Origin of the sequence: Streptomyces sp. NPDC013457 (genome assembly GCF_043089925.1) — a bacterium.
Lineage (GTDB): Bacteria > Actinomycetota > Actinomycetes > Streptomycetales > Streptomycetaceae > Streptomyces.
This window is the reverse complement of record NZ_JBICBL010000014.1, coordinates 37,449-64,260: the sequence shown is the minus strand read 5'-3', so window position 1 is coordinate 64,260 and position 26,812 is coordinate 37,449. Positions and strand designations below refer to the sequence as shown.

The 26,812-nt window shown below is 72.2% G+C and carries 26 protein-coding genes; 19 read left to right on the top strand and 7 right to left on the bottom strand.

Features of this window, described 5'->3' with window-relative positions; all coding sequences use genetic code 11:
- Positions 1 to 93: 93 nt before the first annotated feature.
- Positions 94 to 1,935: a phosphatidylglycerol lysyltransferase domain-containing protein gene (locus tag ACF1G2_RS31075; RefSeq protein ID WP_391801493.1), complete on the bottom strand. Its 1,842-nt coding sequence runs from the start codon at positions 1,933 to 1,935 to the stop codon at positions 94 to 96.
- Positions 1,936 to 2,100: 165 nt separating this feature from the next.
- On the opposite strand from ACF1G2_RS31075, the gene ACF1G2_RS31070 reads away from it, so the two are divergent.
- Positions 2,101 to 3,213, top strand: coding sequence for an alpha/beta hydrolase (locus ACF1G2_RS31070; protein WP_391801492.1), 1,113 nt, complete (start codon positions 2,101 to 2,103; stop codon positions 3,211 to 3,213).
- On the opposite strand, the gene ACF1G2_RS31065 is transcribed toward ACF1G2_RS31070, so the two are convergent.
- Positions 3,200 to 4,306, bottom strand: coding sequence for an ABC transporter ATP-binding protein (locus ACF1G2_RS31065; RefSeq protein ID WP_391801491.1), 1,107 nt, complete (start codon positions 4,304 to 4,306; stop codon positions 3,200 to 3,202). The genes ACF1G2_RS31070 and ACF1G2_RS31065 overlap by 14 nt on opposite strands.
- Before the next feature lie 141 nt (positions 4,307 to 4,447).
- On the opposite strand from ACF1G2_RS31065, the gene ACF1G2_RS31060 reads away from it, so the two are divergent.
- From ACF1G2_RS31060 to ACF1G2_RS31040, 5 genes are all read left to right on the top strand, one after another.
- Positions 4,448 to 5,134 (top strand): ABC transporter permease, encoded by a 687-nt coding sequence (locus ACF1G2_RS31060; RefSeq protein WP_391801490.1) that lies wholly within the window; start codon positions 4,448 to 4,450, stop codon positions 5,132 to 5,134.
- Positions 5,135 to 5,138: 4 nt separating this feature from the next.
- Positions 5,139 to 5,798 (top strand): ABC transporter permease, encoded by a 660-nt coding sequence (locus ACF1G2_RS31055; RefSeq protein WP_391801489.1) that lies wholly within the window; start codon positions 5,139 to 5,141, stop codon positions 5,796 to 5,798.
- Between the two features lie 59 nt (positions 5,799 to 5,857).
- Positions 5,858 to 6,835 (top strand): ABC transporter substrate-binding protein, encoded by a 978-nt coding sequence (locus ACF1G2_RS31050; RefSeq protein ID WP_391801488.1) that lies wholly within the window; start codon positions 5,858 to 5,860, stop codon positions 6,833 to 6,835.
- 120 nt (positions 6,836 to 6,955) lie between these two features.
- The gene (locus ACF1G2_RS31045; protein WP_391801487.1) at positions 6,956 to 7,957 is read left to right on the top strand and encodes a hypothetical protein; all 1,002 of its coding nucleotides are present in this window, start codon (positions 6,956 to 6,958) and stop codon (positions 7,955 to 7,957) included.
- Complete coding sequence (locus ACF1G2_RS31040; protein WP_391801486.1) at positions 7,954 to 8,433, top strand: GNAT family N-acetyltransferase; 480 nt, start codon at positions 7,954 to 7,956, stop codon at positions 8,431 to 8,433. The genes ACF1G2_RS31045 and ACF1G2_RS31040 overlap by 4 nt, the downstream gene beginning before the upstream one ends.
- Positions 8,434 to 8,465: 32 nt before the next feature.
- On the opposite strand, the gene ACF1G2_RS31035 is transcribed toward ACF1G2_RS31040, so the two are convergent.
- The gene (locus ACF1G2_RS31035; RefSeq protein WP_391801485.1) at positions 8,466 to 9,608 is read right to left on the bottom strand and encodes an NADH-quinone oxidoreductase subunit D; all 1,143 of its coding nucleotides are present in this window, start codon (positions 9,606 to 9,608) and stop codon (positions 8,466 to 8,468) included.
- Between the two features lie 90 nt (positions 9,609 to 9,698).
- Entirely contained in the window at positions 9,699 to 10,694 is a 996-nt protein-coding gene (locus ACF1G2_RS31030) for an SAM-dependent methyltransferase (protein ID WP_391801484.1), read from the bottom strand.
- 97 nt (positions 10,695 to 10,791) lie between these two features.
- Between ACF1G2_RS31030 and ACF1G2_RS31025 the strand changes: the two genes are divergently transcribed.
- On the top strand, positions 10,792 to 11,997 hold the full coding sequence (locus ACF1G2_RS31025) for a sensor histidine kinase (RefSeq protein ID WP_391801483.1): 1,206 nt from the start codon (positions 10,792 to 10,794) through the stop codon (positions 11,995 to 11,997).
- Positions 11,998 to 12,014: 17 nt separating this feature from the next.
- Entirely contained in the window at positions 12,015 to 12,689 is a 675-nt protein-coding gene (locus ACF1G2_RS31020; RefSeq protein WP_391801482.1) for a response regulator, read from the top strand.
- 11 nt (positions 12,690 to 12,700) lie between these two features.
- On the opposite strand, the gene ACF1G2_RS31015 is transcribed toward ACF1G2_RS31020, so the two are convergent.
- Positions 12,701 to 13,789 (bottom strand): DUF5937 family protein, encoded by a 1,089-nt coding sequence (locus tag ACF1G2_RS31015; protein ID WP_391801481.1) that lies wholly within the window; start codon positions 13,787 to 13,789, stop codon positions 12,701 to 12,703.
- A 53-nt stretch (positions 13,790 to 13,842) separates the two neighbouring features.
- Complete coding sequence (locus ACF1G2_RS31010) at positions 13,843 to 14,994, bottom strand: threonine aldolase family protein (protein WP_391801480.1); 1,152 nt, start codon at positions 14,992 to 14,994, stop codon at positions 13,843 to 13,845.
- Between the two features lie 124 nt (positions 14,995 to 15,118).
- Between ACF1G2_RS31010 and ACF1G2_RS31005 the strand changes: the two genes are divergently transcribed.
- The 10 genes from ACF1G2_RS31005 (at position 15,119) to ACF1G2_RS30960 (ending at position 23,136) form a co-directional block, all read left to right on the top strand.
- Positions 15,119 to 16,033, top strand: coding sequence for a Rossmann-like and DUF2520 domain-containing protein (locus ACF1G2_RS31005; RefSeq protein WP_391801479.1), 915 nt, complete (start codon positions 15,119 to 15,121; stop codon positions 16,031 to 16,033).
- Positions 16,030 to 17,064: a pantoate--beta-alanine ligase gene (gene panC / locus ACF1G2_RS31000; RefSeq protein ID WP_391801478.1), complete on the top strand. Its 1,035-nt coding sequence runs from the start codon at positions 16,030 to 16,032 to the stop codon at positions 17,062 to 17,064. Before ACF1G2_RS31005 ends, panC begins: the two co-directional genes overlap by 4 nt.
- Positions 17,061 to 18,773: an L-aspartate oxidase gene (locus ACF1G2_RS30995; RefSeq protein WP_391801477.1), complete on the top strand. Its 1,713-nt coding sequence runs from the start codon at positions 17,061 to 17,063 to the stop codon at positions 18,771 to 18,773. The genes panC and ACF1G2_RS30995 overlap by 4 nt, the downstream gene beginning before the upstream one ends.
- The gene (nadC, locus tag ACF1G2_RS30990; RefSeq protein ID WP_391801476.1) at positions 18,770 to 19,789 is read left to right on the top strand and encodes a carboxylating nicotinate-nucleotide diphosphorylase; all 1,020 of its coding nucleotides are present in this window, start codon (positions 18,770 to 18,772) and stop codon (positions 19,787 to 19,789) included. The genes ACF1G2_RS30995 and nadC overlap by 4 nt, the downstream gene beginning before the upstream one ends.
- A complete protein-coding gene (locus ACF1G2_RS30985) occupies positions 19,789 to 20,595 on the top strand; it encodes a type III pantothenate kinase (protein WP_391801475.1) in 807 nt (268 codons plus the stop codon). Before nadC ends, ACF1G2_RS30985 begins: the two co-directional genes overlap by 1 nt.
- Before the next feature lie 138 nt (positions 20,596 to 20,733).
- Entirely contained in the window at positions 20,734 to 21,303 is a 570-nt protein-coding gene (locus ACF1G2_RS30980) for a hypothetical protein (RefSeq protein WP_391801616.1), read from the top strand.
- Between the two features lie 14 nt (positions 21,304 to 21,317).
- Positions 21,318 to 21,494, top strand: coding sequence for a hypothetical protein (locus ACF1G2_RS30975; RefSeq protein ID WP_352187784.1), 177 nt, complete (start codon positions 21,318 to 21,320; stop codon positions 21,492 to 21,494).
- 109 nt (positions 21,495 to 21,603) lie between these two features.
- On the top strand, positions 21,604 to 22,119 hold the full coding sequence (locus ACF1G2_RS30970; RefSeq protein ID WP_391801474.1) for a BlaI/MecI/CopY family transcriptional regulator: 516 nt from the start codon (positions 21,604 to 21,606) through the stop codon (positions 22,117 to 22,119).
- Between the two features lie 9 nt (positions 22,120 to 22,128).
- Positions 22,129 to 22,656: an amino-acid N-acetyltransferase gene (locus ACF1G2_RS30965; protein ID WP_391801473.1), complete on the top strand. Its 528-nt coding sequence runs from the start codon at positions 22,129 to 22,131 to the stop codon at positions 22,654 to 22,656.
- Between the two features lie 144 nt (positions 22,657 to 22,800).
- Entirely contained in the window at positions 22,801 to 23,136 is a 336-nt protein-coding gene (locus tag ACF1G2_RS30960) for an Lsr2 family protein (RefSeq protein WP_147979058.1), read from the top strand.
- Here ACF1G2_RS30960 and ACF1G2_RS30955 read toward each other — a convergent pair.
- Complete coding sequence (locus tag ACF1G2_RS30955; RefSeq protein ID WP_391801472.1) at positions 23,115 to 23,765, bottom strand: SCO3374 family protein; 651 nt, start codon at positions 23,763 to 23,765, stop codon at positions 23,115 to 23,117. The genes ACF1G2_RS30960 and ACF1G2_RS30955 overlap by 22 nt on opposite strands.
- A gap of 462 nt (positions 23,766 to 24,227) precedes the next feature.
- Between ACF1G2_RS30955 and ACF1G2_RS30950 the strand changes: the two genes are divergently transcribed.
- Positions 24,228 to 26,753 carry an ATP-dependent Clp protease ATP-binding subunit gene (locus tag ACF1G2_RS30950; RefSeq protein WP_352187788.1) on the top strand — a complete coding sequence of 842 codons (2,526 nt, stop codon included), beginning with the start codon at positions 24,228 to 24,230 and terminating at the stop codon, positions 26,751 to 26,753.
- Positions 26,754 to 26,812 lie beyond the last annotated feature (59 nt).

The following is a 26,812-nucleotide window of genomic DNA, read 5'->3' as shown; positions in this document are numbered from 1 at the left end:
TCATATGCCCAGCGTAGGGCCCGGGGCGGGGGTCGGGCCCCGCGGACCTTCCGGGATGGCCGGGCGGGGACCCCGGGGAGGGGCCGCGCCGGGTCATGCGGCGCGGACCTCCCGGTCGGGCTGCGGGGCGACGATGTGGGTGCAGGGGCGGGGCTCCGCGGAGGCCATGCGGCGGGCGAAGGGGCGGGGCAGCCGGAGGTCGACGAAGCCTTCGGCCTGCATGGCGGCGAAGCCGATGCGGGGCAGGTCGCGGCTCTTGCGGTAGACGACGAAGCGGGGTTCCCAGCGGGGCCGGAACTTGGCGTTGAACTTGTACAGGGACTCGATCTGGAACCAGCGGGAGAGGAAGACGAGCAGTCCGCGCCAGAGGCGGAGGACGGGGCCGGCGCCGATCTTCTCGCCGCGGGCGAGGGCGGAGCGGAACATGGCGAAGTTGAGGGAGACGCGCTCGATGCCGAGGCGGGGGGAGTCCTGGAGGGCGGCGACGATGAGCAGCTCGTTCATGCCGGGGTCGGCGGAGCGGTCGCGGCGCATGAGTTCGAGGGACATGCCGTCCGGGCCCCAGGGCACGAAGTGGATGATCGCCTTGAGGTCTCCGTAGGGGGAGGCCGTGCCGTTCTCGTCGGTCTTGTGGGCGGTCGCTATGACGGCGTCCCCGTCGCCGGGGTCGCCGATGCGGCCCAGCGCCATGGAGAAGCCGCGCTCGGTGTCGGTGCCGCGCCAGTCGGCGGCGGCGCGGCGGACGCGGGTCAGTTCGCCGTCGCTGAGGTCACGGACGCGGCGGACCTTGGTGGTGTAGCCGCCCCGTTCGATCCGCTTCACCATCTGGCGCACGTTGCGCATGGCGCGCCCGGAGAGGGAGAAATCCGCGACGTCCACCACCGCCTCGTCGCCGAGTTCGAGGGCGTCGAGGCCGGTCTCGCGGGTCCAGACCTCGCCGCCGGTCTCGGAGCAGCCCATGACGGCGGGGGTCCAGGAGTGGGCCTGGGCCTCGTCCATGAAGCGGTCGATGGCGCCGGGCCAGGCTTCGACGTCGCCGATGGGGTCGCCGCTGGCGAGCATGACGCCGGAGACGACGCGGTAGCAGACGGCCGCCTTGCCGCTGGGGGAGAAGACGACGCCCTTGTCGCGGCGGAGGGCGAAGTGGCCGAGGGAGTCGCGGCCGCCGTGCTTGTCGAGGAGGGCGCGGAGCCGGGTCTCGTCGTCCTCGGTGAGGCGGGCGGCGGGGTGCTCGGGGCGGAAGGCGAAGTAGATGGTGGTGAGGGCGGTGAGCATGCCGAGGGCGCCGAGGGAGTAGCCGACGGTCCAGTCGGCGCCGCCGGTGTAGCCGACGGGGCCTTCGAAGCCGAAGAGTCCGTAGAGGACGTGTTCGAGGCGGTCGGTGAGGCTGGGGCTGCCGATGACGCGGCGCGGGTGGGCGCTGACGATGACGAGCCCGAGGAGGATCGACCCGGCGCCCATGAGGACGAAGTTGGCGAGCGCCTTCCAGCGGCTGCGGGGGTCGGGGAGGGCGGCGAACTGGCCCCGGTGGCGCAGCAGCAGGGCGAGCAGTGCGAGGGAGAGCAGGACGCCGACGACGGAGTGGCGCCAGACGAACTGGGCCACGGCGCCGAGCGGCAGCAGGACGACGGCGGCGCGCCAGGCGCGGCGCTTGTGGCGCTTGAGGCCGTGGGCGAGGAGCAGGAGCAGGACGCCGGCGCTGAGGGAGAGGGCCGCGGAGAGCGGCCCGAGGGTGCCGGGCAGGACTTCGGCGAGGGCGTGCATCCGGCTGGCCCGGAAGCGCGGGAAGACGCCCGCGGCGATGTCGATCAGGCCGATGAGCGTGCAGGCCGTTCCGACGAGTGAGGGGACCTTCTCGGGGCGTGGTCCGCGCAGAATCCGGCGTACCCGAACCGGAACCAATCCTGATTTGTCCCCATCTACCGTGACAGACATCGCTTCCCGTGCTTCCCGTGGCTCCGCGAAAGATTCGTTCTCCGTCGGCCGCGCGGTGGTCAGGGGCGGGCCGTTCCGGAGGTTTTGCGCTTTCTAGGACGGCCGGGCGGGGGAGCGGGTTCATTCGGCCACAGGAAATTCTCAGGAAGAGAGCTCGGGCGTCTCATGGGTCTCACCAGCAACAAGGTTCTGGCGCTGGCCGTCGTGCTGGCGGTGGTGCTGTTCGCGGCCACGGTCTGGCTGTGGCCGCGCCTTGCCCGCGGCGGGGTGCGGCCCGTGCTCGGCAGGATCGGGCTGCTGCTCGCCACCCAGCTGGCGCTGTTCGCCTCGGTGGGGCTCGCCGCGAACAATTCCTTCCTCTTCTACGGGTCGTGGGCGGACCTCCTGGGGCAGGAGCAGGACATGGGGGCGGTCGTGGACCACTCGGCCGGCTCGAAGGACATCAGGGTGGTCGGGAAGCAGGCGCCGGACGTGCCCGGCGCGTCCCGGCCCTCGGTCGGGGGCCAGATCCAGAAGGTCGTCGTCACCGGCCGGAAGTCCGGCATCGACTCTCCGGCGTACGTGTATCTGCCGCCGGAGTACTTCCAGAAGGAGTACGCGTCGAGCACGTTCCCGGCCGCCGTGGTGCTGACCGGCTACCCGGGTACCGCGGAGAACCTGCTCAAGGGGCTGAAGTACCCGAAGACGGCGTTCACGCAGGCCAAGGAGAAGAAGATGCGGCCGATGATCCTGGTGATGCTGCGGCCGACCGTGGCACCGCCGCGGGACACGGAGTGCGTGGACGTCCCGGGCGGGCCGCAGACCGAGACCTTCTTCGCCGAGGACCTGCCGAAGGCGGTCTCGGAGACGTACCGGGTGGGGACGAAGGCGCGGAACTGGGGGTTCATGGGGAACTCGACGGGCGGCTACTGCGCGTTGAAGATCGCGCTGCACCACCCGGACCGGTTCGCGGCGGGCGCGGGTTTCTCGGCGTACTACAAGGCGGCCGAGGACGTCACGACGGGTGATCTGTTCCGCGGTGACGACAGGGCGCGCAAGCGGGCGAACCTGCTGTGGAGCCTGGACCACCTGCCGCAGGGCGCGTCGTCGTTCCTGGTGACGACGTCGAAGCAGGGCGAGGGGAATCTGCGCGGGACGCGCGACTTCATCAGGAAGGTGAAGGCCCCGGCGCGGGTCTCGTCGATCACGCTGGAGAGCGGCGGGCACAACTTCAACACCTGGAACCGGGAGATCCCGCCGGGCCTCGTGTGGATGAGCGGCCGGCTCAGCGCGAACTGAGCTGCTTGGGTGAGTCCGGTGAGTCCTGTGGGGCCGGGGAGGCAGCGCGCAGGGCCCGGTGGACGGCGTCCGGGGTGAGGACGCCCGCGTACCGGCCGCCTTCGGCGGGGTCGGTGACGGGCAGCCAGCCGGTGTCGTTCTGCAGGAGCGCGGCGAGCGCCTCCCGGAGGGTGGCGCCGAGCGCGACCGGCTCCGGGGCGGGGCGGGTGCGGCCGGGCTCGTCCGCGGCGACCCAGCCCGTGACGCGGCCCTCGGCGTCCAGGACGAGGGACCAGGGGGCTCCGGGGGACGGCTGCTCTCCCGCGCGGACCACCGGCACCTCCTCCAGGGCGGCGGCGTCCACCGCGGTGACCGAGAGCCGCTTCAGGCCGCGGTCCGAGCCGACGAAGTCGGCCACGTAGGGGGTCGAGGGGGCGCCGAGGACGGTCGCCGGGGTGTCGAACTGCTCGATCGTGCCCTGTCCGTAGACGGCGATACGGTCCCCGAGCCGGACGGCCTCCTCCAGGTCGTGGGTGACGAGCAGGACGGTCTTGCGGACCTGGGACTGGAGGCGGAGGAACTCGTTCTGGAGGTGCTCGCGCACCACCGGGTCCACGGCGCCGAACGGCTCGTCCATCAGCAGCACCGGCGGGTCCGCGGCGAGCGCGCGGGCGACGCCGACGCGCTGGCGCTGGCCGCCGGAGAGCTGCTCGGGGTAGCGGCCGCCGTAGACCTTCGGGTCGAGGCCGACCAGGTCGAGGAGTTCGGCGGCGCGGGCGCGGGCCCGGGCGCGCGGGGCGCCGAGGAGGTGCGGGACGGTCGCGGTGTTGTCGAGGACCGTGCGGTGCGGGAAGAGGCCGACCTGCTGGATGACGTAGCCGATCCGGCGGCGCAGCTGGACGGGGTCGATCCCGGATATGTCCTGGCCGTCGAGGAGGATCCGGCCCTCGGTCGGCTCGATGAGCCGGTTCACCATCTTCATCGTGGTGGTCTTGCCGCAGCCGGACGGGCCGACGAGCGTGACCAGTTCACCCTCGGCGACTTCGAAGGAGAGGCCGTCGACGGCGGTGGTGCCGTCCGCGTACCGCTTGGTCACCTGCTCGAACCGGATCATGTTCCTCATTCTGACGCCTGATCGACGGGCGCGTGTGAAGGGCGTGTTGCCGCAATGTGGCGGTCCTCGGCGATTGTCGGTGCCGGGGGTTAGGGTCGACCAGACACGTGTTCGGCACGGCTGGTGACCGGGGGAGGGTACATGAGCGCGGCGAACTGCCTGGTGACGAACGACTGGATCTGCGGCGAGTATCTGCGCACCCGCAGCCAGGAGTTGACCGACGCGCTGCTCCAGCACGTGGGGATCACGGTCGTGTCGGTGCTCGTCGGCATCGTGGTCGCCTTCCCGCTGGCGCTGCTCGTGCGGGCGCGGCCCCGGTTCGCCGGACCGGTGCTCGGACTGACGACGCTGCTCTACACGATCCCGTCGCTGGCGATGTTCTCCCTGCTCCTGCCGCTCTTCGGGCTCTCCGCGGCGCTGGTCGTGACGGGTCTCGTGCTCTATTCGCTGACGATTCTCGTACGGAACACGGTGGCCGGTCTGGACGCGGTCCCCGCCGAGGCGCGGGAGGCCGCGCGCGGGATGGGGTACGGCTCGGCGCGGATGCTGTGGGAGGTCGAGCTGCCGCTCGCACTGCCCGCGCTGATGGCCGGAATACGGATGGCGACGGTCTCCACGATCGCGCTCACGACGGTCGGTTCGATCGTGGGGCGGGGCGGTCTGGGCAACCTCATCGAGGACGCGCTGCCGACGTTCTTCAAGGCGCAGGTGCTCGCCGCCTCGGTGCTGTGCGTCCTGCTCGCGGTGGCCGCGGATCTGCTGCTCCTCGGTGTGCAGCGGCTGCTCACGCCGTGGACCCGCATACGCACGGCGCCGGGGGGCGGGTAGAGGCATGGGGATCATGGCGGACGCCTGGAGCTGGCTGGGCACCGGCGCCAACTGGGCGGGCGACGGCGGGGTGTGGCACCGTCTGGGCGAGCACGTGTACGTCAGCGGGGTCGCGCTGCTGCTGGCCTGCGCCGTCGCACTGCCGCTGGGGCTCGGCCTCGGACATGCCGGCCGGGGCGGCGCGCTCGCCGTCAACGTCTCCAACGTGGGCCGGGCGATACCGGTCTTCGCGGTCCTGGCCCTCTTCATGGTGTCGCCGCTGCGCAACGCCGGCTACGTCCCCACGGTGATCGCGCTGGTGCTGTTCGCCGTGCCGCCGCTGCTCACCAACGCGTACGTGGGCATGCGCGAGGTCGACCGGGCGGTGGTCGAGGCCGCACGGGGGATGGGGATGTCGGGCGGACAGGTCTTCCGGAAGGTCGAACTCCCGCTCGCCCGGCCGCTGATCATGACGGGGTTGCGTTCGGCCGCCGTGCAGGTGGTCGCCACGGCGACCATCGCGGCGATGGTCGGCCAGGGGGGCCTGGGCCGGATCATCACCGCCGGGTTCAACACGTACGACACCCCGCAGGTCGTCGCGGGCGCCCTGCTCGTGGCCCTGCTCGCCCTCGTGGTGGAACTGGTGCTCGTGGGGGCGGACCGACTGCTCGGACGGCGCGCCTGAGAACCGACGGAACCGCTTGTGACGACGGAACGACGACTAGACCTACTGGGAGTGATCTCGTGAGCAGGACCTCGCGTATCGCGGGTGCGGTACTGGGTACGGCGGCGCTGGCCGTCTCGCTCGTCGCGTGCGGCGGCGACAGCCTGGAGGAGGGCAAGGCGGGCGGCAGCGGCGGCGCGTCCGGTGGGAAGAAGGGCTCGCTCGTCGTGGGCGCGGCGGCGTTCACCGAGTCCAAGGTGCTCGCGGAGCTGTACGCGCAGGTGCTGAACGACGCCGGATACTCCGCGACGGTCACCACGGTGAAGAACCGCGAGCTGTACGAACCGTCCCTGGAGAAGGGCGAGATCGACGTCGTACCGGAATACGCGGCGACGATCGCGGAATTCCTCAACGCGAAGGTGAACGGCCCGAAGGCGCCCGAGGAGAAGCCGGTCGCCTCCGGTGACGCGGCCGCGACGGTGGAGGCGTTGAAGAAGCTCGCGGAGCCCCGTGGACTGAAGGTCCTCGCGGTCGGCGAGGCCGTCGACCAGAACGCGTTCGCGGTGTCGAAGGAATTCGCCGAGAAGAACAAGCTGAAGACGCTTTCGGATCTCGGCGCAGCCAAGCTGAAGGTGAAGATCGCGGCCGGCGACGAGTGCGAGATACGGCCGTTCTGCGCTCCGGGTCTGAAGAAGACCTACGGGATCGACGTGACGGGGATCGACCCCAAGGGCGTCGGTACCCCGCAGTCCAAGCAGGCGGTCAAGGACGGCGTGGACCAGCTGGTGCTGACCACCACGACGGACGCCACGATCGAGAGCTTCGGGCTGGTCTTCCTCGACGACGACAAGAAGCTGCAGAACGCCGACAATGTGCTGCCGGTGGTCAATGCCAAGGACGCCGGATCGCCCGAGATCGCGGCCGCTCTCGACAAGATCACAAAGGTCCTCACCACGGCCGATCTCGCCGAACTGAACCGCAAGGTGGACGCCGAGCGGGCGAAGCCCGAGGACGTGGCGAAGGCTTATCTGGAGTCGAAGGGCCTGGTCAGCAAGTAAGGGTCCGGTAAGGGGAGTCGGCCCGGTCGATACCGGGGCTCGGCCACGACGACGAGAAGTGGCCAAGAGATTGCCGGGCCGACACCCCACACGGCGCCTACGCACGGTAAATTTCAGGCCATGCCACGTGGACGCCACCGCCATTCACCTCCCCTGCACAAGCTTCTGCCGCCCTCCGCGGTGGCCGGAGCGTCGGCCGTCTGTGCCGCGGGCGCCTGGCTGCTCGCCGATCCCGTGGCGCTGCGGCTGCTCGTGGCCGCCGCTGCGGCGGCCGCCGTCACCGGTGGCGTCATCATGCGCAGTTGGGACCGGAGTGCCGGACGCCAGGTCGCCGAGCTGACCAGGGCCCGCGCCGCGGACCAGTGGAAGACCGAGGAGCGCATAGCCGAGCTCGAGGCCGACCTCGACGAGTCCCGCGAGCTGCGGGCCAAGCTCGACGCCAAGCTGCGCGCCAAGCGGGTCGAACTCGCCGGTCTGCGCGGCGAGCACGCGGCGCTGCTGCGCCGGTACGCCAACGCCGAGACCGAGCGGGCCAGCGCCCTCGAAGGCCGCAGGCAGCTCGCCCTGGAGGCGACCACCCCGGCCAGGGAGCTGCCGGCCGCCGGGTCCACGCCGACCCCGGCCCTGTACCGCCAGGCCGCCGACGCCCTGCGCAACCTGGCCCGCAACGCCGCCGCTCAGGAGGCCCGCCGGACGACGGAGGCCGCCCGCAGCCGCGATCTGGCCGAGCGCGCCCGGGAGACGGAGGAGCCGCAGGGGAAGCACGCGGCGGCCGCCGGGAGCGAGCCGCACGCTCGACCGTCGACCGCCGTGGTTCCCGCATCCTCCGCCCTGCCCGCGGTCCGCGCCGTCCCGGTCGCCAGCGCCATCGTCCCGTACGCGGGCCGGCGCGCCGCGCGCCCCGAGGGAGGCTTCGACTTCTTCGGTACGCAGAAGGAGGCGGCCGCCATCGAGGCCGTCCAGGACGCCGACCTCGCGGACGTGGTGGGCGAGGAGGTCCTGGCGACCATCGCGCGCCGCACCCCCGAACAGCGGGCGATCGGCAAGGTCATCGACCTGACCGCGCACGACGAGACCGAGCAGATCGACGTGGCGGAGCTGCGCGGCGCCGTCGGCTCGTGACGATCAGGTCGCTCGCCGCCGGGGAGGTCACGGCGGTTCGGGACGAGCTGATCGCCCTCTGCGCGCAGGCGTTCTGCGGCCCGCCCTGGCACGAGCCCCCGCGCGGGGCCCTGCGGACGGTGGACCGGCTGCTCGGCCGGCTCTCCGCGGGACAGCCCGGCTTCCGCTGCGTCGCCTCGTACGACCCGGAGGGCGCCCTGACCGGGTTCGCCGCGGGCTGGCGTGACACCGCGCTCTCGGGCGGTCCGGAGGCGTTCGAACTCGGCGAACTCGTCGTCGCCCCCGCCCACCAGGGCCACGGCCTCGGCCGCGCGCTGCACGACACGCTTCTCGCGGAGGCTTCCGTGCCCCGGCTGCTGATGACCCTCGACGTGCCCGAGCTGCGCGGCCGCTACGAGCGCTGGGACTGGCGCGTGGTGCAGCGCCGGCGCCCGGAGAAGGACCCCAGGGACTTCGTGGTCATGCGCCGGGACTGACCCCGCGCTCCGGTCGGCCGCGCACCGTCCGGCTACTTGTCGATGTCGCCGACGACGAAGAAGAGCGAGCCCAGGATCGCCACCATGTCCGCGACGAGGGTGCCCGGCAGCAGCTCCGTCAGCGCCTGGATGTTGTTGAACGACGCCGAGCGCAGCTTGAGCCGGTACGGCGTCTTCTCGCCCTTGGAGACCAGGTAGTAGCCGTTGATGCCGAGCGGGTTCTCGGTCCAGGCGTACGTGTGGCCCTCCGGGGCCTTGAGCACCTTCGGCAGCCGCTGGTTGATCGGGCCCGGCGGCAGCTCGCCGAGCCGGTCGAGACAGGCGTCGGCGAGATCCAGGGAGTTGTGGGTCTGGTCGAGGAGGCACTCGAAGCGGGCGAGGCAGTCGCCCTCCTGGCGGGTGACGACCTTGAGCGTGTCCTGGAGCTCCCCGTAGGCCAGGTACGGCTCGTCGCGGCGCAGGTCGAAGTCGACGCCGGAGGCACGGGCGATGGGGCCCGAGACGCCGTACGCGTGCGCCGTCTCCGCGGTCAGGACGCCGACGCCCCGCGTACGGCCCCGGAAGATCTCGTTGCCGACGACCAGCTTGTCGTACACGTCCATCCGCGACCGCACGTCGGCGACGGCCGCCCGCGCCCGGCCGAGCCACCCGGCGGGGAGGTCCTCCTTCAGCCCGCCGACGCGGTTGAACATGTAGTGCATCCGGCCGCCGGAGACCTCCTCCATCACGGCCTGGAGCTCCTCGCGCTCCCGGAACGCGTAGAAGACCGGGGTGATACCACCCAGTTCGAGGGGGTACGACCCGAGGAACATCAGATGGTTGAGGACGCGGTTCAGCTCGGCGAGCAGCGTCCGCGTCCAGACGGCCCGCTCGGGGACCTCCATGCCGAGCATGCGCTCGACGGCCATGACGACACCGAGCTCGTTGGAGAAGGCGGAGAGCCAGTCGTGCCGGTTGGCGAGCATGACGATCTGGCGGTAGTCGCGCGCCTCGAAGAGCTTCTCGGCACCGCGGTGCATGTACCCGATGACCGGCTCGGCCCGCTGGATGACCTCACCGTCCAGGACCAGCCGCAGCCGGAGCACGCCATGGGTCGAGGGATGCTGCGGCCCGATGTTCAGCACCATGTCGGTGCTCTCCGCCGCCCCGCCGATTCCGACCGTCGTCTCCGTCATGGACGCCAGTATCCCCTGCGCCGCAACCGTTGTGGGCACCTGTTCCGCAGGGCGGAACAGGCGGGCACAGCCCCCGGGCGCGGTGCCCCGTCAGGACCGGCCGCCCCCGGTGCCCGGGCCGCTCGGCCCCGGCGCCCTCCGCGTCAGCCACAGGAAGTCCCCGAGCCCCCCGCGCGCGGTCAGCTCGGCCGCCTCGCCCGCCGCGCCGAGCGCCCGGACGTACGCCCTGGGGTCGCTCGACGCCAGCGCCAGCGGCGGCCGCTCCCCGCTCACCCCCAGCCGCCGCAGCGCCTCCCGCTGCGTGACCAGCTCCCCGCCGTCCCGGGCGCACGCGTCCATCGCCACATGCGCCGTGACGTCGCACGAGCCGTCCGGCACCGCCGGCACCTCCCGCCCCGCCCGGAACCCGGTCAGCGTCCCGAACGGCGGCCTGGACTCCCGTACATGCCCGTAGTCCACCGCCACCGCCGTCCCCGCCGCCAGCGAGCCGGCCGCCGCCGCCCAGGCCTCGTCACGCGGCCGCCCGATCTCCGCCCGCTCGCCGGGCTCCGCGAGCGGCCACCACCGCTCCAGCCACTCCGCGTCCGGCCCCTCGACGGGTCCCCCCGGCCGCTCGGCACCGTCCACCGCCCGCACCTCGACGTACCGCACGACCCCCGCCTCGTCGACGCTCGCGACGTCCACCGGCACGTTGTCGAGCCACTCGTTCGCGAACAGCAGGCCCCGGACCCCGTCCGGCACCCGGTCCGTCCACTCCACCCGCGGGTCGAGCCCCGCGGGCCGCTCCGCGCGCTCGACGCCGTACGCCCGTACCGCAAGCCCCGCCGGTACGGCGGCCAGGACGCCCGTCACCAGTTCGCCGCGGCCCGCGCCCACGTCGACGAAGTCGACCTCGTCCGTCTCCAGCTCCTGCGCCACCTCGGTCAGCAGCCGTGCGACGGCCCCCGCGAAGAGCGGCGAGGCGTGCACCGAGGTGCGGAAGTGCCCGGCCGGACCCTCGGGGCGCAGAAAGAAGCCGCCGGGGCCGTACAGCGCCCGCTCCGTGGCCTCACGCCACCCCTGCCACTGACACGTCTCATCCGCCACACAGGCCAGTCTCCACCTTGCGGAGTACGGTCCTCGCGTCAAGGATCGACCCCACGGTTGACCCCTGCACCTATCCACCTTCCCTACGCTGGGTTACGTGCAGCGCCTCTACGACTTCCTCCGCAGACACCCGACGGGCGTCGACACCTTCTGGGCCGTCGTCCTCTTCGGGTTCTCCCTGTTGTGGGTGGTGTCGGCCTCCCCGGGGCCCGGCCACCCCGCCGCGTACGGACTGGTCGCCGCGCTGTTCAGCCTCGTCGTCGCGCTGCGCCGCCGCGAGCCCGAGAAGATGCTCGTCCTCACCGTCGTGCTGGGCCTCGCCCAGCTGACCCTCGGGCTCCAGCCGTTCTTCGCGGACTTCGCCATGCTGGTGATCATCTACACCGTCGCCGCGCACGACGGACCGCGCTGGGCGTCCCGTCTCGCGCTCGCCGGCGGTCTCAGCGCCGCCACGCTCTCCAGCCTGAGATGGCCGTCCGAGACCAGCCCGGGCTCGGCCCTCACACATGTCTTCTTCACGGTGATCATGACCGTGCCGTTCGCACTCGCCTGGGTCCTCGGCGACTCCCTGCGCACCCGCCGCGCCTACTTCGCACAGCTGGAGGAGCGCGCCTCCCGCCTGGAGAAGGAGCGCGAGGCGCAGGCCAAGGTGGCCGTCGCCGCCGAGCGCGCCCGGATCGCCCGCGAGCTGCACGACGTCGTCGCCCACAACGTCTCCGTGATGGTCGTCCAGGCCGACGGCGCCGCCTACGTCCTGGACTCCTCGCCGGAGACGGCCAAGCAGGCCCTGGAGACGATCTCCTCGACCGGCCGTCAGGCGCTGGCCGAGATGCGCCGGCTGCTCGGCATCCTGCGCACCGGCGAGCACCAGGAGGCGGGGGAGTACGTGCCCCAGCCGGACGTCGAGCAGATCGAGGACCTGGTCGAGCAGGTGCGCGGGGCCGGGCTGACCGTGGACTTCCGGATCGAGGGCACGCCGCGCCCGCTGCCCAGCGGCGTCGAGCTGACGGCGTACCGGATCGTGCAGGAGGCCCTCACCAACACGCGCAAGCACGGCGGCCCGGACGCCGGGGCCAGCGTCCGCCTGGTCTACTTCGACGACGGTCTCGGGCTGCTCGTCGAGGACGACGGGCGGGGCGCGACCCACGAGATGTACGAGGACGGGGGCGCCGACGGCCGCGGCCACGGCCTGATCGGCATGCGGGAGCGGGTCGGCATGGTCGGCGGCACCCTGGACGCGGGACCGCGCCCCGGGGGCGGCTTCCGCATCAGCGCCCTGCTCCCCCTGAAGCCCGCCCACTGACGATCCGAAGGAACCAGATGTCCATTCGCGTGATGCTCGTCGACGACCAGGTGCTGCTGCGCACCGGTTTCCGCATGGTCCTCGCCGCCCAGCCGGACATGGAGGTCGTGGCCGAGGCGGGGGACGGTGTGGAGGCGCTGGAGGTGCTGCGCTCCACGGCCGTGGACGTGGTGCTGATGGACGTCCGGATGCCCAAGCTCGACGGGGTCGAGACGACCCGGCGGATCTGCTCGGAGCCGGATGCCCCCAAGGTGCTGATCCTGACCACGTTCGATCTCGACGAGTACGCCTTCTCGGGGCTCAAGGCGGGCGCGAGCGGCTTCATGCTGAAGGACGTGCCGCCGGCCGAGCTGCTCGGCGCGATCCGGTCCGTGCACAGCGGTGACGCCGTCGTGGCCCCGTCCACGACCCGCCGCCTCCTCGACCGCTTCTCGCCGATGCTGCCGTCCTCGGGCCGCGAGCCGCAGCACAAGGAGCTGGACCGGCTCACCGGCCGCGAGCGTGAGGTGATGCTCCTGGTCGCCCAGGGTCTGTCGAACGGTGAGATCGCCGCCCGGCTGGTGCTGTCGGAGGCGACGGTGAAGACGCACGTCGGCCGGATCCTGACCAAGCTGGACCTGCGGGACCGGGTGCAGGTGGTGGTCCTGGCGTACGAGACGGGCCTGGTGCGGGCGGGCGGCGGCGCGGTCTGAGCCGCCGCGCGTCAGCGCAGGACGGCCTCGAGGAAGTCGCTGCCGAGGCGGGCGACGACGGTGACGTCGAGCTGGTGCAGCACGTAGCGGCCGCGGCGCTGGGTGGTGAGCAGACCGGCCCTCTTCAGGACGGCGAGGTGGCGTGAGACCTCGGGGGCGCTGATGCCGTAGGCGTCGGCCAGCTCGCTCGTCGTGTACGAGGCACGGGCGAGGTTGCGGCACATCCGCATCCGCATGGGGTGCGCGACGGCCTCCAGGCGGAGCTTGACCGTCTCCACGGGTGCGGAGCCGGCGAGTTCGCCGGTGGAGACGGGGTACTGGATCACCGGCTGCCAGCCCCGGGCGTGCAGGGCGATCAGGTGCGGCCGGCCGAAGGCGGTCGGCAGGAAGGTGAGCGCCGAGCCCTCGGTGTGGGTACGGCCGTGGACCAGCTTGTCGATGACGATCCGGGAGCCGTCGGCGTCCTCCTCCAGGCTCATCGCCCCGGAGACGGCCGCCACGGCCTCGGCGAGGCCCTTGCGGCGCAGGAGTTCGGTCTTGTGCCGGGCGTCGGCGGCGAGCTGGACCCGGACCCGGCGCCAGGTGTCGGCGAAGAAGGCCTCGTCGCAGTCCTCCAGGAGCCTGCGGATCCACGCGCGCGTGCCGGTGGGGTCGGCGAGCGTCCGCTCCACGAACGCGTACTGCCGCGGGCCGCGCGCGGCGGCCAGGTCGAGGGCGCGGCAGCGGGAGTGCGGGTCGACGAGCGGGGAGGGCAGCCCGTCCGCGTACTGGGTGCTGCAGGAGATCTCCAGCGCCGCCCCGACGTAGGTCTCGTCGTCCATCCGGTCGAGGTCGTCGAGCTCCTCGGCGAGCGTCTCGCGCGGCCGGGCGGGCAGCAGGAAGTCGGAGCGGGTGGACCGCCACATGAAGTCGGCCTCGTGCAGCCGGTCGGCGAGCTCGGGCTTGAGCGCCGCGCCGGTGGTCGTGGCCCAGCCGTGCAGCCCCGGGTGGTGGCCGGGCTCGGACAGCGCGTGCAGCGCGGCGCCGAGCTCGGCCAGCGGCGAGGGGCCGAAGGAGATGCGCTCGTGCGGCAGTCCGGTGATGTCGATGGTCAGGCTCACCCCCCTATGGTGCGGGGCGGCCCGGGGGCGGTCGAACCGTTTGACGCCGTCCGTCAATCGGCGGGCCGTGCGAGGTGGGTCAGGAACTCCCGTACCGCGTCGCGGACATCGGTCCGCGTCCACGCGAGCCCCGGTTCCCCCACCGTCACCTCGGTCACGGCCACGCCCGGCGGGCCGCCCGCGCCCGGGCCGCCCCAGCGGCGGAAGAGGACCGTGCCCGTCGCCTCGGTGAGCGACAGGGAGGCGGCCGTGAGGGCGTCGGGGTCGTACGGCAGCCAGACCTGGAACTGGTGGGTGTGCGGCTCCTCGGGGTGCACCCGGAACCATGGCACGCCCGCCTCCTCGAACCCCGCCCGCAGCCCGGCCGCCACCACGCGCGCGTGGTCCACGTACGACGGCAGCCTCGGCAGCTCCCGCTCCAGGCCCCGCAGCGCCGACACCGCAGCCGGGTACTGCTGGAAGACCTGGCCCCCGTACCGGTGCCGCCACACCCGGGCCTCCTCCATGACGTCCTCCGGGCCGGCCAGCGCCGCTCCCGAGAGACCGCCCAGGGACTTGTAGAACGACACGTACACGCTGTCGGCGAGCCCCGCGATCTCCCGCAGCCCGCGCCCGAAGTGCGGGGCGCACTCCCACAGCCGCGCGCCGTCGACGTGCACCACTGCGTCCCGCTCCCGGGCCGCCTCCACGACCTCGACCAGCTCGTCCCAGGTCGGGAGCACGAACCCGGCGTCCCGCAGCGGCAGTTCCAGCATCAGCGTCCCGAAGGGCTCCGGGTGCTCCCGTACCTCCTGGGCCGTCGGAAGCCTCGGGCCGTCCGCCGGGTGGACCGTCCGAAGCCCGCTCACCGCCGCGAGCGCCCCGCCCTCGTGGACCTCGGGGTGGGCGAGCGGGTGCAGGGCGACGACGCGGTTCCCGGTCCGCCCCGCCCAGCAGCGCAGAGCCACCTGCTGGGCCATGGTCCCGGTCGGGAAGAACACCGCGGCCGGGTGGCCGAGCTCCTCGGCCACCCGCTGTTCGAGCCGCTCGACCGGCCCGTCCCCGTACATGTCGACGGGGCCGCCGTCGTTCTCCGCCGCCCCCGCCCAGTCGGCCAGTTCCCGCAGGCGCTCCCCGACCGTGCCCTCGACCGGCGAGTGCCAGAGCGCGCGCCGCGCACCGCCCCACACCTTCGCCCGATGCAGCCGCGATTCCGTTTCGTCCATGGGCCGATCATCACACCACCACCCACACCCTGTGGACAGTCACGGAGGAGCGCGAAACGCTGGCGTAGCATGACCAGAAATCGTCCGGTACCCCCCGCGGACTGGAACGGAAGGCCGTTGCCGCGTGAATCGACCAGCAGAACCCCGAGCGGAAGACCGTCCCGCGCGACTCACCGTCGGAGTCGTCGGAGCCGGCCGGGTGGGACCCACCCTCGCCGCCGCACTCCAGCTCGCGGGACACCGCCCCGTCGCCGTCTCCGCGGTCTCCGACGCGTCCGTGCGACGCGCCGGGACCCTCCTCCCGGACGTGCCGATCGTGCCGCCCGCCGAGGTGCTCGCCCGTGCCGAGCTGGTGCTGCTGACCGTCCCCGACGACGCCCTGCCCGGCCTGGTCGAAGGCCTCGCCGAGACCGGGGCCGTACGGCCCGGGCAGCTGCTCGTGCACACCTCGGGGCGGTACGGCGTGAACGTCCTGGACCCCGCCCGCCGGGCCGGCGCGCTGCCGCTCGCCCTGCACCCCGCCATGACCTTCACCGGCAGCTCCGTCGACGTCCAGCGCCTGGCCGGCTGCTCCTTCGGGGTGACCGCGCCCGAGGAGCTGCGGCTGGCCGCCGAGGCCCTGGTCATCGAGATGGGCGGCGAGCCCGAGTGGATCGCCGAGGAGGCCCGCCCGCTCTACCACGCGGCCCTCGCCCTCGGCGCTAACCACCTGGTCACCCTCGTCGCCCAGTCCATGGACCTGCTCCGTTCGGCGGGCGTCTCCGCCCCCGACCGGATGCTCGGCCCGCTCCTGGGCGCCGCCCTGGACAACGCGCTGCGGTCCGGCGACGGCGCCCTCACCGGCCCCGTGGCGCGCGGTGACGCGGGCACGGTCGCCGCGCACGTCGCCGAGCTGCGCAAGCACGCGCCGGGCACCGTCGCCGGCTATCTGGCGATGGCCCGCACGACCGCCGACCGGGCGCTCGCGCACGGTCTGCTCAAGCCCGAGCTGGCCGAGGACCTGCTGGGCGTGCTCGCCGACGGGGAGACCGACCGATGACATCGACGACCTTCGCCCTGGTCCGCACGGCCGCCGAGCTGCACGCCCTCGCCCCCGCCCCGGGCCTGGCCGGAAACCGCCGTACGGCCGTCGTGATGACCATGGGCGCGCTCCACGAGGGGCACGCCACCCTCGTCCGTACCGCCCGCGCCCAGGTCGGACCCGACGGCTTCGTCGTCGTCACCGTCTTCGTCAACCCGCTCCAGTTCGGCGCGGGCGAGGACCTCGACCGCTACCCCCGCACGCTGGACGCCGACCTCCGGACGGCCGAGGAGGCGGGCGCCGACGCCGTGTTCGCGCCCTCCGTCGACGAGGTCTACCCCGGTGGGGAACCCCAGGTCCGGATCACCGCGGGCCCCATGGGCGGGCGCCTCGAAGGCTCCTCGCGGCCCGGCCACTTCGACGGCATGCTCACGGTCGTCGCCAAGCTGCTCCACCTCACCCGCCCCGACCTGGCCTTCTTCGGCCAGAAGGACGCCCAGCAGCTGGCCCTGATCCGGCGGATGGCCCGCGACCTGAACTTCCCCGCGGAGATCGTCGGCGTGCCGACGGTCCGCGAGGCCGATGGTCTCGCCCTGTCCAGCCGCAACCGCTACCTCTCCGACGGCGAGCGCCGTACCGCCCTCGCCCTCTCCCGCGCCCTGTTCGCCGCGGGCGACCGGCTGGCCGCCCAGCACGCGCTCCGCGCGCGTGCCGCCTCCCTGCCCGCCTCCCAGGGCCGGGCCGAGACCCGCGCCGAGGCGCTCTCCCGGCTCGGCGAGGCCCGCGCCGCGGCCGACGCGCACGCGGTCGCCCAGGCGTCCGAGTGCGGCGGCGCCGACGCCGTACGGGCCGCGGCCCGCGCGGTCCTCGACGAGGCGGCGAAGACCGAGCCGCCGCTCGTCCTCGACTACCTCGCGCTGGTCGACCCGGCCGACTTCACCGAGGTCGGCGACGACCACGACGGGGACGCGATCCTCGCCGTCGCCGCCCGCGTGGGCAGCACGCGCCTCATCGACAACATCCCGCTGACCTTCGGAGCCACCAAGTGACCGGAATACGGCTGCACGCCCCCGCGCCGGGCTGGTCCATCGACGCCGACGTCGTCGTGGTCGGCTCCGGTGTGGCGGGGCTGACCGCGGCCCTGCGCTGCACCGCCGCCGGACTGCGGACGGTCGTCGTCACCAAGGCCCGCCTGGACGACGGCTCCACCCGCTGGGCGCAGGGCGGCATCGCCGCCGCGCTCGGCGAGGGCGACACCCCCGAGCAGCACCTCGACGACACCCTCGTCGCGGGCGCCGGGCTCTGCGACACCGAGGCCGTCCGGCTCCTGGTCACCGAGGGCCCCGACGCCGTCCGCCGGCTGATCGCCACCGGCGCCGACTTCGACAAGACGGACGACGGCGAGATCGCCCTGACCCGCGAGGGCGGTCACCACCGCCGCCGGATCGCCCACGCCGGCGGCGACGCCACCGGCCTGGAGATCTCCCGCGCCCTCGTGGAGGCGATACGGGACGGCGGGCTGCGGACCATCGAGCACGCCCTCGTCCTCGACCTCCTCAAGGACGACGAGGGGCGCACGGCGGGCGTGACCCTGCACGTCATGGGCGAGGGCCAGCACGACGGCGTCGGCGCCGTCCACGCCCCCGCCGTGGTCCTCGCGACCGGCGGCATGGGCCAGGTCTTCTCGGCCACCACGAACCCGGCCGTCTCCACCGGTGACGGCGTCGCGCTCGCCCTGCGCGCCGGGGCCGAGGTCTCCGACCTGGAGTTCGTCCAGTTCCACCCGACGGTGCTCTTCCTCGGCTCCGACTCCGAGGGTCAGCAGCCGCTGGTCTCCGAGGCGGTACGGGGCGAGGGCGCCCACCTCGTCGACGCCGACGGGGTCCGCTTCATGGTCGGGCAGCACGAGCTGGCCGAGCTCGCCCCGCGCGACATCGTCGCCAAGGCGATCATGCGCCGGATGACGGAGCGGGGCGCCGAGCACATGTACCTGGACGCCCGGCACTTCGGCGCCGAGATGTGGGAGACCCGGTTCCCCACCATCCTCGCCGCCTGCCGCGCCCACGGCATCGATCCCGTCACCGAGCCGATCCCGGTCGCCCCCGCGGCCCACTACGCCTCCGGCGGCGTCCGCACCGACCTGACGGGCCGGACCACCGTCCCGGGCCTCTACGCGTGCGGTGAGGTGGCCTGCACGGGAGTCCACGGCGCCAACCGTCTGGCGTCGAACTCGCTCCTGGAGGGCCTGGTCTTCGCCGAGCGGATCGCCGACGACATCGCCACGCGCGGCCCGCACCGCGAGGGCCTGCCGGCCGTGCCCGCCACCCCGGCCGTGCCCGCCACCCCGGCCGTGCTGCCGCTGCTCGCACCCGAGACCCGGGTCCGGATCCAGCGGATCATGAGCGCGGACGCCGGGGTGCTGCGCTCCGCCGAGAGCCTCGGCAACGCCGCCGACGCGCTGGAGGCGCTGAGCCTCTCGGCGGCGGAGGACCGCCGGGGCAAGGCGGCCGAGCCGGGCGTCGAGTCCTGGGAGACGACGAACCTGCTGTGCGTCGCCCGGGTGCTGGTCGCCGCCGCCCAGGAGCGCCGGGAGACCCGCGGCTGCCACTGGCGAGAGGACCGTCCCGAGCGCGACGAGGACTGGCGGCGCCATCTGATCGTGCGCCTCACCCCGGACCGGCGGCTCGTGGTCCGCCGTACCGCCACCGCAGACTTTCCGCCCGTAACCGCCGACGCAACCAGGGAGCCGCAGTCGTGAGCACGCCCGAAGAAGCACGTCCGCAGCCCGTGGACGTCCCTCTGATCCAGATCAGCGCCCCGGCCGAGGAGGCGGGCGGCTGCGGTGACGGCTGCGGCTGCGCCGACGGCGACGAGGTCTACGAGTGCGGTCTCGACCCCGCGCTCGCGCAGCTCCTCGCCGACGCCGGGCTCGACCCCGTGCAGGTCGAGGACATCGCCCACCTCGCCATCGAGGAGGACCTCGACGGCGGCGTGGACGTGACGACCGTGGCGACGGTCCCCGAGGACGCGGTCGCCACCGCCGACTTCACCGCCCGTGAGGCGGGTGTCGTGGCCGGTCTGCGGGTCGCCGAGGCGGTGCTCTCCATCGTCTGCACCGAGACGTTCGAGGTCGAGCGGCACGTCGAGGACGGCGAGCGCGTCGAGGCCGGCCAGAAGCTCCTGAGCGTCACCACCCGCACCCGCGACCTGCTCACCGGTGAGCGCAGTGCCCTGAACATCCTGTGCCGCCTCTCCGGCATCGCCACCGCCACGCGCGCGTGGGCGGACGCCCTGGAGGGCACCAAGGCCCGCGTCCGGGACACCCGCAAGACCACGCCGGGGCTGCGCGCCCTGGAGAAGTACGCGGTGCGCTGCGGCGGCGGCGTCAACCACCGCATGTCGCTGTCGGACGCGGCGCTGGTGAAGGACAACCACGTGGTGGCCGCCGGCGGTGTGGCGCAGGCCTTCAAGGCCGTACGGGAGCTGTTCCCGGACGTGCCGATCGAGGTCGAGGTCGACACGCTGCACCAGGTCCGCGAGGTCCTGGACGCGGGCGCCGACCTGATCCTGCTGGACAACTTCACGCCCCTGGAGACCGAGGAGGCCGTCGCCCTGGTCGCCGGGCGCGCGGTCCTGGAGTCCTCCGGCCGCCTCACGCTGGAGAACGCGGCGGCCTACGCGGCGACGGGCGTGGACTACCTCGCGGTCGGCGGGCTGACCCACTCCTCCCCGATCCTCGACATCGGCCTCGACCTGCGCGAGGTGCGGGCCTGATGCTGCTCACCATCGACGTCGGCAACACGCACACGGTCCTCGGGCTCTTCGACGGGGACGAGATCGTCGAGCACTGGCGCATCTCGACCGACCCGCGTCGCACCGCCGACGAGATGGCGGTCCTGCTCCAGGGCCTCATGGGCATGCACCCGCTGCTGGGCGTCGAGCTGAGCGACGGCATCGAGGGAATCGCGATCTGCGCGACGGTCCCCTCGGTGCTGCACGAGCTGCGCGAGGTGACCCGGCGGTACTACGGCGACGTGCCGGCCGTCCTGGTCGAGCCCGGCGTCAAGACGGGCGTCCCGATCCTCACGGACAACCCGAAGGAGGTCGGCGCGGACCGCATCATCAACGCGGTCGCGGCGGTCGAGCTCTACGGCGGTCCGGCGATCGTGGTCGACTTCGGCACGGCGACGACGTACGACGCGATCACCGCGCGCGGCGAGTACGCGGGCGGCGCGATCGCACCCGGCATCGAGATCTCGGTCGAGGCGCTGGGTGTCCGCGGTGCCCAGCTCCGCAAGATCGAGCTCGCCCGGCCGCGGAGCGTGATCGGCAAGAACACGGTCGAGGCGATGCAGTCGGGCATCGTCTTCGGCTTCGCCGGCCAGGTCGACGGGGTGGTGGCCCGGATGAAGCGCGAGCTGGTCGGCCGCGACGGCGACCCGTCGACCGTGACGGTGATCGCCACGGGCGGCCTGGCGCCGATGGTGCTGGGCGAGGCCACGCAGATCGACGAGCACGAGCCGTGGCTGACGCTGATCGGCCTGCGCCTGGTGTACGAGCGCAACGTCTCGCGCATGTAGCGGGGCGCGTCTCGCGTGGGCGGCGCCGGACCGGCCGGAGGCGCCGCCGCCGCCACACCGAGCTGATCGGTAAACGAAATTTGTCCGATTAGCGCGTATTGTCACCTCATGCCCACGCCATACGGATCCCGCGGCGGCATGGCGTTCAGTGCGGACGAGCTGCGTGTGCTCCGACGCGCCCTTGCCACCGCCCTCAACCCCGCCCCCCTTCAGGACGAGGACGTCCAGGACTGCCTGCGGCTCGCCGCGTCCGTGGACGACGCCGTCCGTGAGGCCGGCCGGCTGCGTGCCTTCCTCCTCGCCGACCTGACCCGGTACCGCGAGGCCCTGCCCGGCTCGCGCGCCGGCTACCTGGACCTGCTCCAAGAGGCCCTCGGAGCCGGGTACGACCCAGGGGTCGACGACCTCACGGCCCTGCGCGCACTGCGGGTCCACCCCCGGGCGGCCGGCCTCCTGGAGCGCTGCCAGGTCCTCGCCGAACGGTCCGTACGCGCCCGCCTCGCCCGCGTCTCCCAGGCCGTGGCCCCCGCGCCCCGAGCCCGGCTGCTGGCCCTTCCCGGCGGCCGCGCCGCCGACGAGCCCAAGCCGCCCGCCCCGAAGCAGCCGCCCGCGCCGACGAAGCGCCCGGCCCCGAAGCCGTCCGAGGTCTTCCCGCCGCGCCGGCGTCCCGTAGCGCCGCCCCCGCCCGAGGAACGCGCCGCCGGATAGCTACTCTGGTCGGCATGGACTACGTATCCGCGCTCCTGCCGCCCGTCGTGATGGCCCTGTTCTTCACGGCGCTCGTCGTCACGATCGTCAAGAGCCAGGGCGGCCCGAACAAGGCCAAGGAAGACGCGGCCGTGGATGCCGCTCTCGCCCGTGCCGAGGCCACCCGTCAGGCGGACGGCAACGCCCCGTAGCGCCACCCGCACCGAAGGACGTACGACAGCTTTCAGGTCGTACGTCCTTTTTGTTGCGTTTCATCCGTCAATAGCCGGCCATTCCCGCTTCGCCGACTATGGTGGCGGTGTGCCCCGCCAATTGGGAGAGCTGGAAGACGCCGTCATGACACGCGTCTGGCAATGGAACCGTCCGGTGACCGTCCGGGAAGTCCTGGAGGATCTCCAGCAGGAACGGTCCATCGCCTACACCACCGTCATGACGGTAATGGACAATCTCCATCAGAAGGGCTGGGTACGGAGGGAAGTCGACGGCCGCGCCTATCGATATACCGCGGTCTCCACCCGGGCCGCCTACTCGGCAGCGCTGATGAACGAGGCGTGGGCCCAGAGCGACAACCCGGCGGCCGCTCTTGTCGCGTTCTTCGGCATGATGTCGAGCGCGCAGCGAGAAGCCCTCACCGACGCGATCCGAATCGTCGGTCCCACCCTGCCCGAGGCCCCCGCGCCCGTGCCCGAGCCCCCCGCCCCGGCGCCCGGGGGCGCCCGCGAGGGCGCAGGTGGGACGCCGGACGAGGGCGCGGCCGGGGGGCCGCCTCCGGGCGCCGGAGAGGCTGCTTCGGAATCCGAGGGCGACGGACGATAACGTCCCCCCATGCCGTCGTCGCCCGCCGCCTCGAAAGCCGTCACCGTCCGCCGCGCCCGTACCGGCGACGTCGCCGCCGTACGCCGCCTTGTCGACCCGTACGCCCGCCGGGGCATCCTGCTCGACAAAGCCGACGTGACGCTTTACGAGGACATCCAGGAGTTCTGGGTCGCCGAACGCGACGAGGACGGCGTCGTCGTCGGCTGCGGGGCACTCCACGTGATGTGGGAAGACCTCGCCGAAGTCCGTACTCTCGCCGTCGATCCCGAGTTCAAGGGTGCCGGTGTCGGACATCACGTGCTCGACAAGTTGCTGCACACCGCCCGTTGGCTCGGGGTGCGCCGCGTATTCTGCCTGACCTTCGAAGTCGACTTCTTCGCGAAGCACGGCTTCGTCGAGATCGGCGAGACTCCGGTCGACGGAGATGTGTACAGCGAGCTCCTGCGTTCCTATGACGAGGGTGTCGCCGAGTTCCTGGGTCTCGAACGAGTGAAGCCGAACACCTTGGGCAACAGCCGGATGCTTCTGCATCTGTGATCCTGACGGGCGCGCGGAACCCTATGTCCGAATCGCGCACGTTTCCCGCACTGCCGGGCTTCTGAACCTCTCCCAGGGGTTTGTGTTTTTCCGGGAAAAGCGGTTTCCTTTCCGCGTACTGCATTTTCGATGAAAGGAAATCCGGTGGCACAGAAGGTTCAGGTCCTTCTTGTCGACGACCTCGACGGCGTCGAGGCGGACGAGACCGTGACGTTCGCGCTGGACGGCAAGACCTACGAGATCGACCTCACCACCGCCAACGCGGACAAGCTCCGTGGCCTGCTCGAGCCGTACACCAAGAGCGGTCGGCGCACCGGTGGCCGCAGCGCCGGTACGCGCGGCAAGGGCCGGGTCGCCGCCGGCGGCAGCCCGGACACCGCGAAGATCCGCGCGTGGGCCAAGGAGAACGGCTACAACGTGAACGACCGCGGTCGCGTTCCGGCGGAGATCAAGGCGGCCTACGAGGACGCGAACCGCTGAGGAGCCAGCTGCTGAGCGACCGGCCTCGCGGAACGCTCCACCGGCCGCCCTCCGGGGCGCCCCGGAAGGCCTTCCCGGGACCGCGCACTCAGCAGCCGTACCCGATGGCACTCCGCCGCGGCGGCGGCCACGAGCCGTACGAGACAGGGGGCGGCCGCACCACCCCGCTCCGCGCTCCGCAGGGCCGGCAGCGACGGCTCCACGTCGCGGCCCGGCACGGGGGCGCGCAGCCACACCGCGGCGCCCGGCGCGCCGGAACCGCTCCATCCTGGGGGAACAGGGGCGGTCATCCGGCTGCCGGCGCCCAGGGCGACGAGATCCAGCGCGATCCCGCCCCACTCCAGCCAGTCGAGCAGCCCCGGCAGCTCCTCCGCGCTTCCCTCGGCCACCAGTAGCCGCATCCTCCGCCCCGTGAGGGCCACCGGCCCGGTGGCACCCGGGCCCGTCCGGAGCAGCACCGCCCGGCCGGCCTCGGCGGGCATGTCGAGGACGTCGAAGCGCAGACCCGTCACCAGGCCCACCGGCGGGCCGGTCACCGTCGCCCAGCCGAGTCCCTCCTCGTACCAGCGCGCCGGGCCGCCGTCGACCGGCGAGCGGGGCGGCGGCACGCGCGGTGCGGTGGAGGGCATGTCCGGGCAACGCCCTCGGGGCTCCCTTGGTTACGCCGCCGGCGACCCTGCGTCGTCGTTCCACTGCGCACGGTGTCCGTGATGGGGGCGTACGGGTGCATTCGGCAGCGCGAGGATGTTCGCCCGTAGCGGAGGGAACCGGGGTCTGCCGCATGGAGTGTCAGTGCGGACGGGTAAGACATTCCTAGTGAGGAGGGGCGACTCGCGGGCTTTCGCGTCTCACGTTCGCCATCGGCGTACTGAAGGCACGGGTAACTGCTTGGCCTGCGGGAACATCGTCTCGCACCATCGAGTTGGAGCATTTGTCGGCTGTTCGGCAGCAGGTCTCCCCAGGGACAAGGGGGTGATCCGGACGGATGTCGGCAGTTGGAATGAGCGGTCCCCGCTTGCGGGACTAAGCTGCGGAAGGACAGGGAGGGGATCGACCCCTAACTGACTGACCGCTCTGAGGAGCGATTAACGATGTTCGAGAGGTTCACCGACCGCGCGCGGCGGGTTGTCGTCCTGGCTCAGGAAGAAGCCCGGATGCTCAACCACAACTACATCGGCACCGAGCACATCCTCCTGGGCCTTATCCACGAGGGTGAGGGTGTCGCCGCTAAGGCCCTGGAGAGCCTCGGGATTTCGCTCGAGGCGGTCCGCCAGCAGGTTGAGGAGATCATCGGGCAGGGCCAGCAGGCTCCGTCCGGTCACATCCCCTTCACCCCGCGTGCCAAGAAGGTCCTGGAGCTGTCGCTCCGCGAGGCCCTCCAGCTCGGCCACAACTACATCGGCACGGAGCACATCCTGCTCGGCCTGATCCGCGAGGGCGAGGGCGTCGCCGCCCAGGTCCTCGTGAAGCTGGGCGCCGATCTCAACCGGGTGCGGCAGCAGGTCATCCAGCTGCTCTCCGGCTACCAGGGCAAGGAAGCCGCCACGGCCGGCGGTCCTGCCGAGGGCACCCCCTCGACGTCCCTGGTCCTCGACCAGTTCGGCCGCAACCTCACCCAGGCGGCCCGCGAATCCAAGCTCGACCCGGTCATCGGGCGCGAGAAGGAGATCGAGCGGGTCATGCAGGTGCTGTCCCGCCGTACGAAGAACAACCCGGTTCTCATCGGCGAGCCCGGCGTCGGCAAGACCGCCGTCGTCGAGGGCCTGGCGCAGGCCATCGTCAAGGGCGAGGTGCCCGAGACCCTCAAGGACAAGCACCTCTACACCCTGGACCTCGGCGCGCTGGTCGCCGGCTCCCGCTACCGCGGTGACTTCGAGGAGCGCCTGAAGAAGGTCCTCAAGGAGATCCGCACCCGCGGCGACATCATCCTGTTCATCGACGAGCTCCACACCCTGGTGGGTGCGGGTGCCGCCGAGGGCGCGATCGACGCCGCCAGCATCCTCAAGCCGATGCTGGCCCGTGGTGAGCTCCAGACCATCGGTGCGACGACGCTGGACGAGTACCGCAAGTACCTGGAGAAGGACGCGGCCCTCGAGCGCCGCTTCCAGCCCATCCAGGTCGCCGAGCCGTCGCTGCCGCACACGATCGAGATCCTCAAGGGTCTGCGTGACCGGTACGAGGCGCACCACCGGGTCTCCATCACCGACGAGGCCCTCGTCCAGGCCGCGACCCTGGCCGACCGGTACATCTCGGACCGCTTCCTGCCGGACAAGGCGATCGACCTGATCGACGAGGCCGGATCCCGGATGCGCATCCGCCGGATGACCGCGCCGCCGGACCTCCGCGAGTTCGACGAGAAGATCGCCGGCGTCCGCCGGGACAAGGAGTCCGCGATCGACTCCCAGGACTTCGAGAAGGCGGCGTCTCTCCGCGACAAGGAGAAGCAGCTGCTGGCGGCGAAGGCCAAGCGGGAGAAGGAGTGGAAGGCCGGCGACATGGACGTCGTCGCCGAGGTCGACGGCGAGCTGATCGCCGAGGTCCTCGCGACCGCCACCGGCATCCCGGTCTTCAAGCTGACCGAGGAGGAGTCGAGCCGCCTGCTCCGCATGGAGGACGAGCTCCACAAGCGCGTCATCGGCCAGAAGGACGCCGTCATCGGCCTCTCGCGGGCGATCCGTCGTACGCGTGCCGGTCTGAAGGACCCGAAGCGTCCCGGTGGCTCGTTCATCTTCGCCGGCCCGTCCGGTGTCGGTAAGACCGAGCTGTCCAAGGCGCTCGCCGAATTCCTCTTCGGCGACGAGGACGCGATGATCTCCCTCGACATGTCGGAGTTCAGCGAGAAGCACACGGTTTCCCGTCTCTTCGGTTCTCCCCCCGGATACGTGGGCTACGAAGAGGGCGGCCAGCTCACCGAGAAGGTGCGCCGCAAGCCGTTCTCCGTCGTCCTCTTCGACGAGGTCGAGAAGGCCCACCCCGATATCTTCAATTCCCTTCTCCAGATCCTGGAGGACGGTCGTCTGACCGACTCCCAGGGCCGGGTCGTGGACTTCAAGAACACGGTCATCATCATGACGACCAACCTCGGGACCCGGGACATCTCGAAGGGCTTCAACCTGGGCTTCGCCGCCCAGGGCGACACGAAGTCCAACTACGAGCGGATGAAGGCCAAGGTCAGCGACGAGCTGAAGCAGCACTTCCGCCCGGAGTTCCTGAACCGTGTGGACGACATCATCGTCTTCCCGCAGCTCACCCAGGACGACATCCTGCAGATCGTCGACCTGATGATCAGCCGGGTGGACGAGCGCCTGAAGGACCGGGACATGGGCATCGAGCTCTCCCAGTCCGCGAAGGAGCTGCTCGCCAAGAAGGGTTACGACCCGGTCATGGGCGCCCGGCCGCTGCGCCGGACGATCCAGCGCGAGGTCGAGGACTCGCTCTCCGAGAAGATCCTCTTCGGCGAGCTGCGTCCCGGCCACATCGTGGTCGTGGACACCGAGGGCGAGGGTGAGGAGAAGAAGTTCACCTTCCGCGGCGAGGAGAAGTCGGCCCTGCCGGACGTCCCGCCGATCGAGCAGGCGACGGGCGGAGCGGGCCCGAACCTCTCGAAGGACGCGTAAGCGTCCGGAGCGTGTGTGACAGGGGCGGCCCCGGACTCGGAAGAGTCCGGGGCCGCCCC

What these genes read in the sequence shown, in the direction of transcription:
- ACF1G2_RS31075 (WP_391801493.1), bottom strand. Translation starts at nt 1,935, where the DNA reads ATGTCTGTCACGGTAGATGGGGACAAATCAGGATTGGTTCCGGTTCGG.
- ACF1G2_RS31070 (WP_391801492.1), top strand. Translation starts at nt 2,101, where the DNA reads ATGGGTCTCACCAGCAACAAGGTTCTGGCGCTGGCCGTCGTGCTGGCG.
- ACF1G2_RS31065 (WP_391801491.1), bottom strand. Translation starts at nt 4,306, where the DNA reads ATGATCCGGTTCGAGCAGGTGACCAAGCGGTACGCGGACGGCACCACC.
- ACF1G2_RS31060 (WP_391801490.1), top strand. Translation starts at nt 4,448, where the DNA reads ATGAGCGCGGCGAACTGCCTGGTGACGAACGACTGGATCTGCGGCGAG.
- ACF1G2_RS31055 (WP_391801489.1), top strand. Translation starts at nt 5,139, where the DNA reads ATGGGGATCATGGCGGACGCCTGGAGCTGGCTGGGCACCGGCGCCAAC.
- ACF1G2_RS31045 (WP_391801487.1), top strand. Translation starts at nt 6,956, where the DNA reads ATGCCACGTGGACGCCACCGCCATTCACCTCCCCTGCACAAGCTTCTG.
- ACF1G2_RS31035 (WP_391801485.1), bottom strand. Translation starts at nt 9,608, where the DNA reads ATGACGGAGACGACGGTCGGAATCGGCGGGGCGGCGGAGAGCACCGAC.
- ACF1G2_RS31020 (WP_391801482.1), top strand. Translation starts at nt 12,015, where the DNA reads ATGTCCATTCGCGTGATGCTCGTCGACGACCAGGTGCTGCTGCGCACC.
- ACF1G2_RS31010 (WP_391801480.1), bottom strand. Translation starts at nt 14,994, where the DNA reads ATGGACGAAACGGAATCGCGGCTGCATCGGGCGAAGGTGTGGGGCGGT.
- panC (WP_391801478.1), top strand. Translation starts at nt 16,030, where the DNA reads ATGACATCGACGACCTTCGCCCTGGTCCGCACGGCCGCCGAGCTGCAC.
- ACF1G2_RS30985 (WP_391801475.1), top strand. Translation starts at nt 19,789, where the DNA reads ATGCTGCTCACCATCGACGTCGGCAACACGCACACGGTCCTCGGGCTC.
- ACF1G2_RS30980 (WP_391801616.1), top strand. Translation starts at nt 20,734, where the DNA reads ATGGCGTTCAGTGCGGACGAGCTGCGTGTGCTCCGACGCGCCCTTGCC.
- ACF1G2_RS30975 (WP_352187784.1), top strand. Translation starts at nt 21,318, where the DNA reads ATGGACTACGTATCCGCGCTCCTGCCGCCCGTCGTGATGGCCCTGTTC.
- ACF1G2_RS30965 (WP_391801473.1), top strand. Translation starts at nt 22,129, where the DNA reads ATGCCGTCGTCGCCCGCCGCCTCGAAAGCCGTCACCGTCCGCCGCGCC.
- ACF1G2_RS30955 (WP_391801472.1), bottom strand. Translation starts at nt 23,765, where the DNA reads ATGCCCTCCACCGCACCGCGCGTGCCGCCGCCCCGCTCGCCGGTCGAC.
- ACF1G2_RS30950 (WP_352187788.1), top strand. Translation starts at nt 24,228, where the DNA reads ATGTTCGAGAGGTTCACCGACCGCGCGCGGCGGGTTGTCGTCCTGGCT.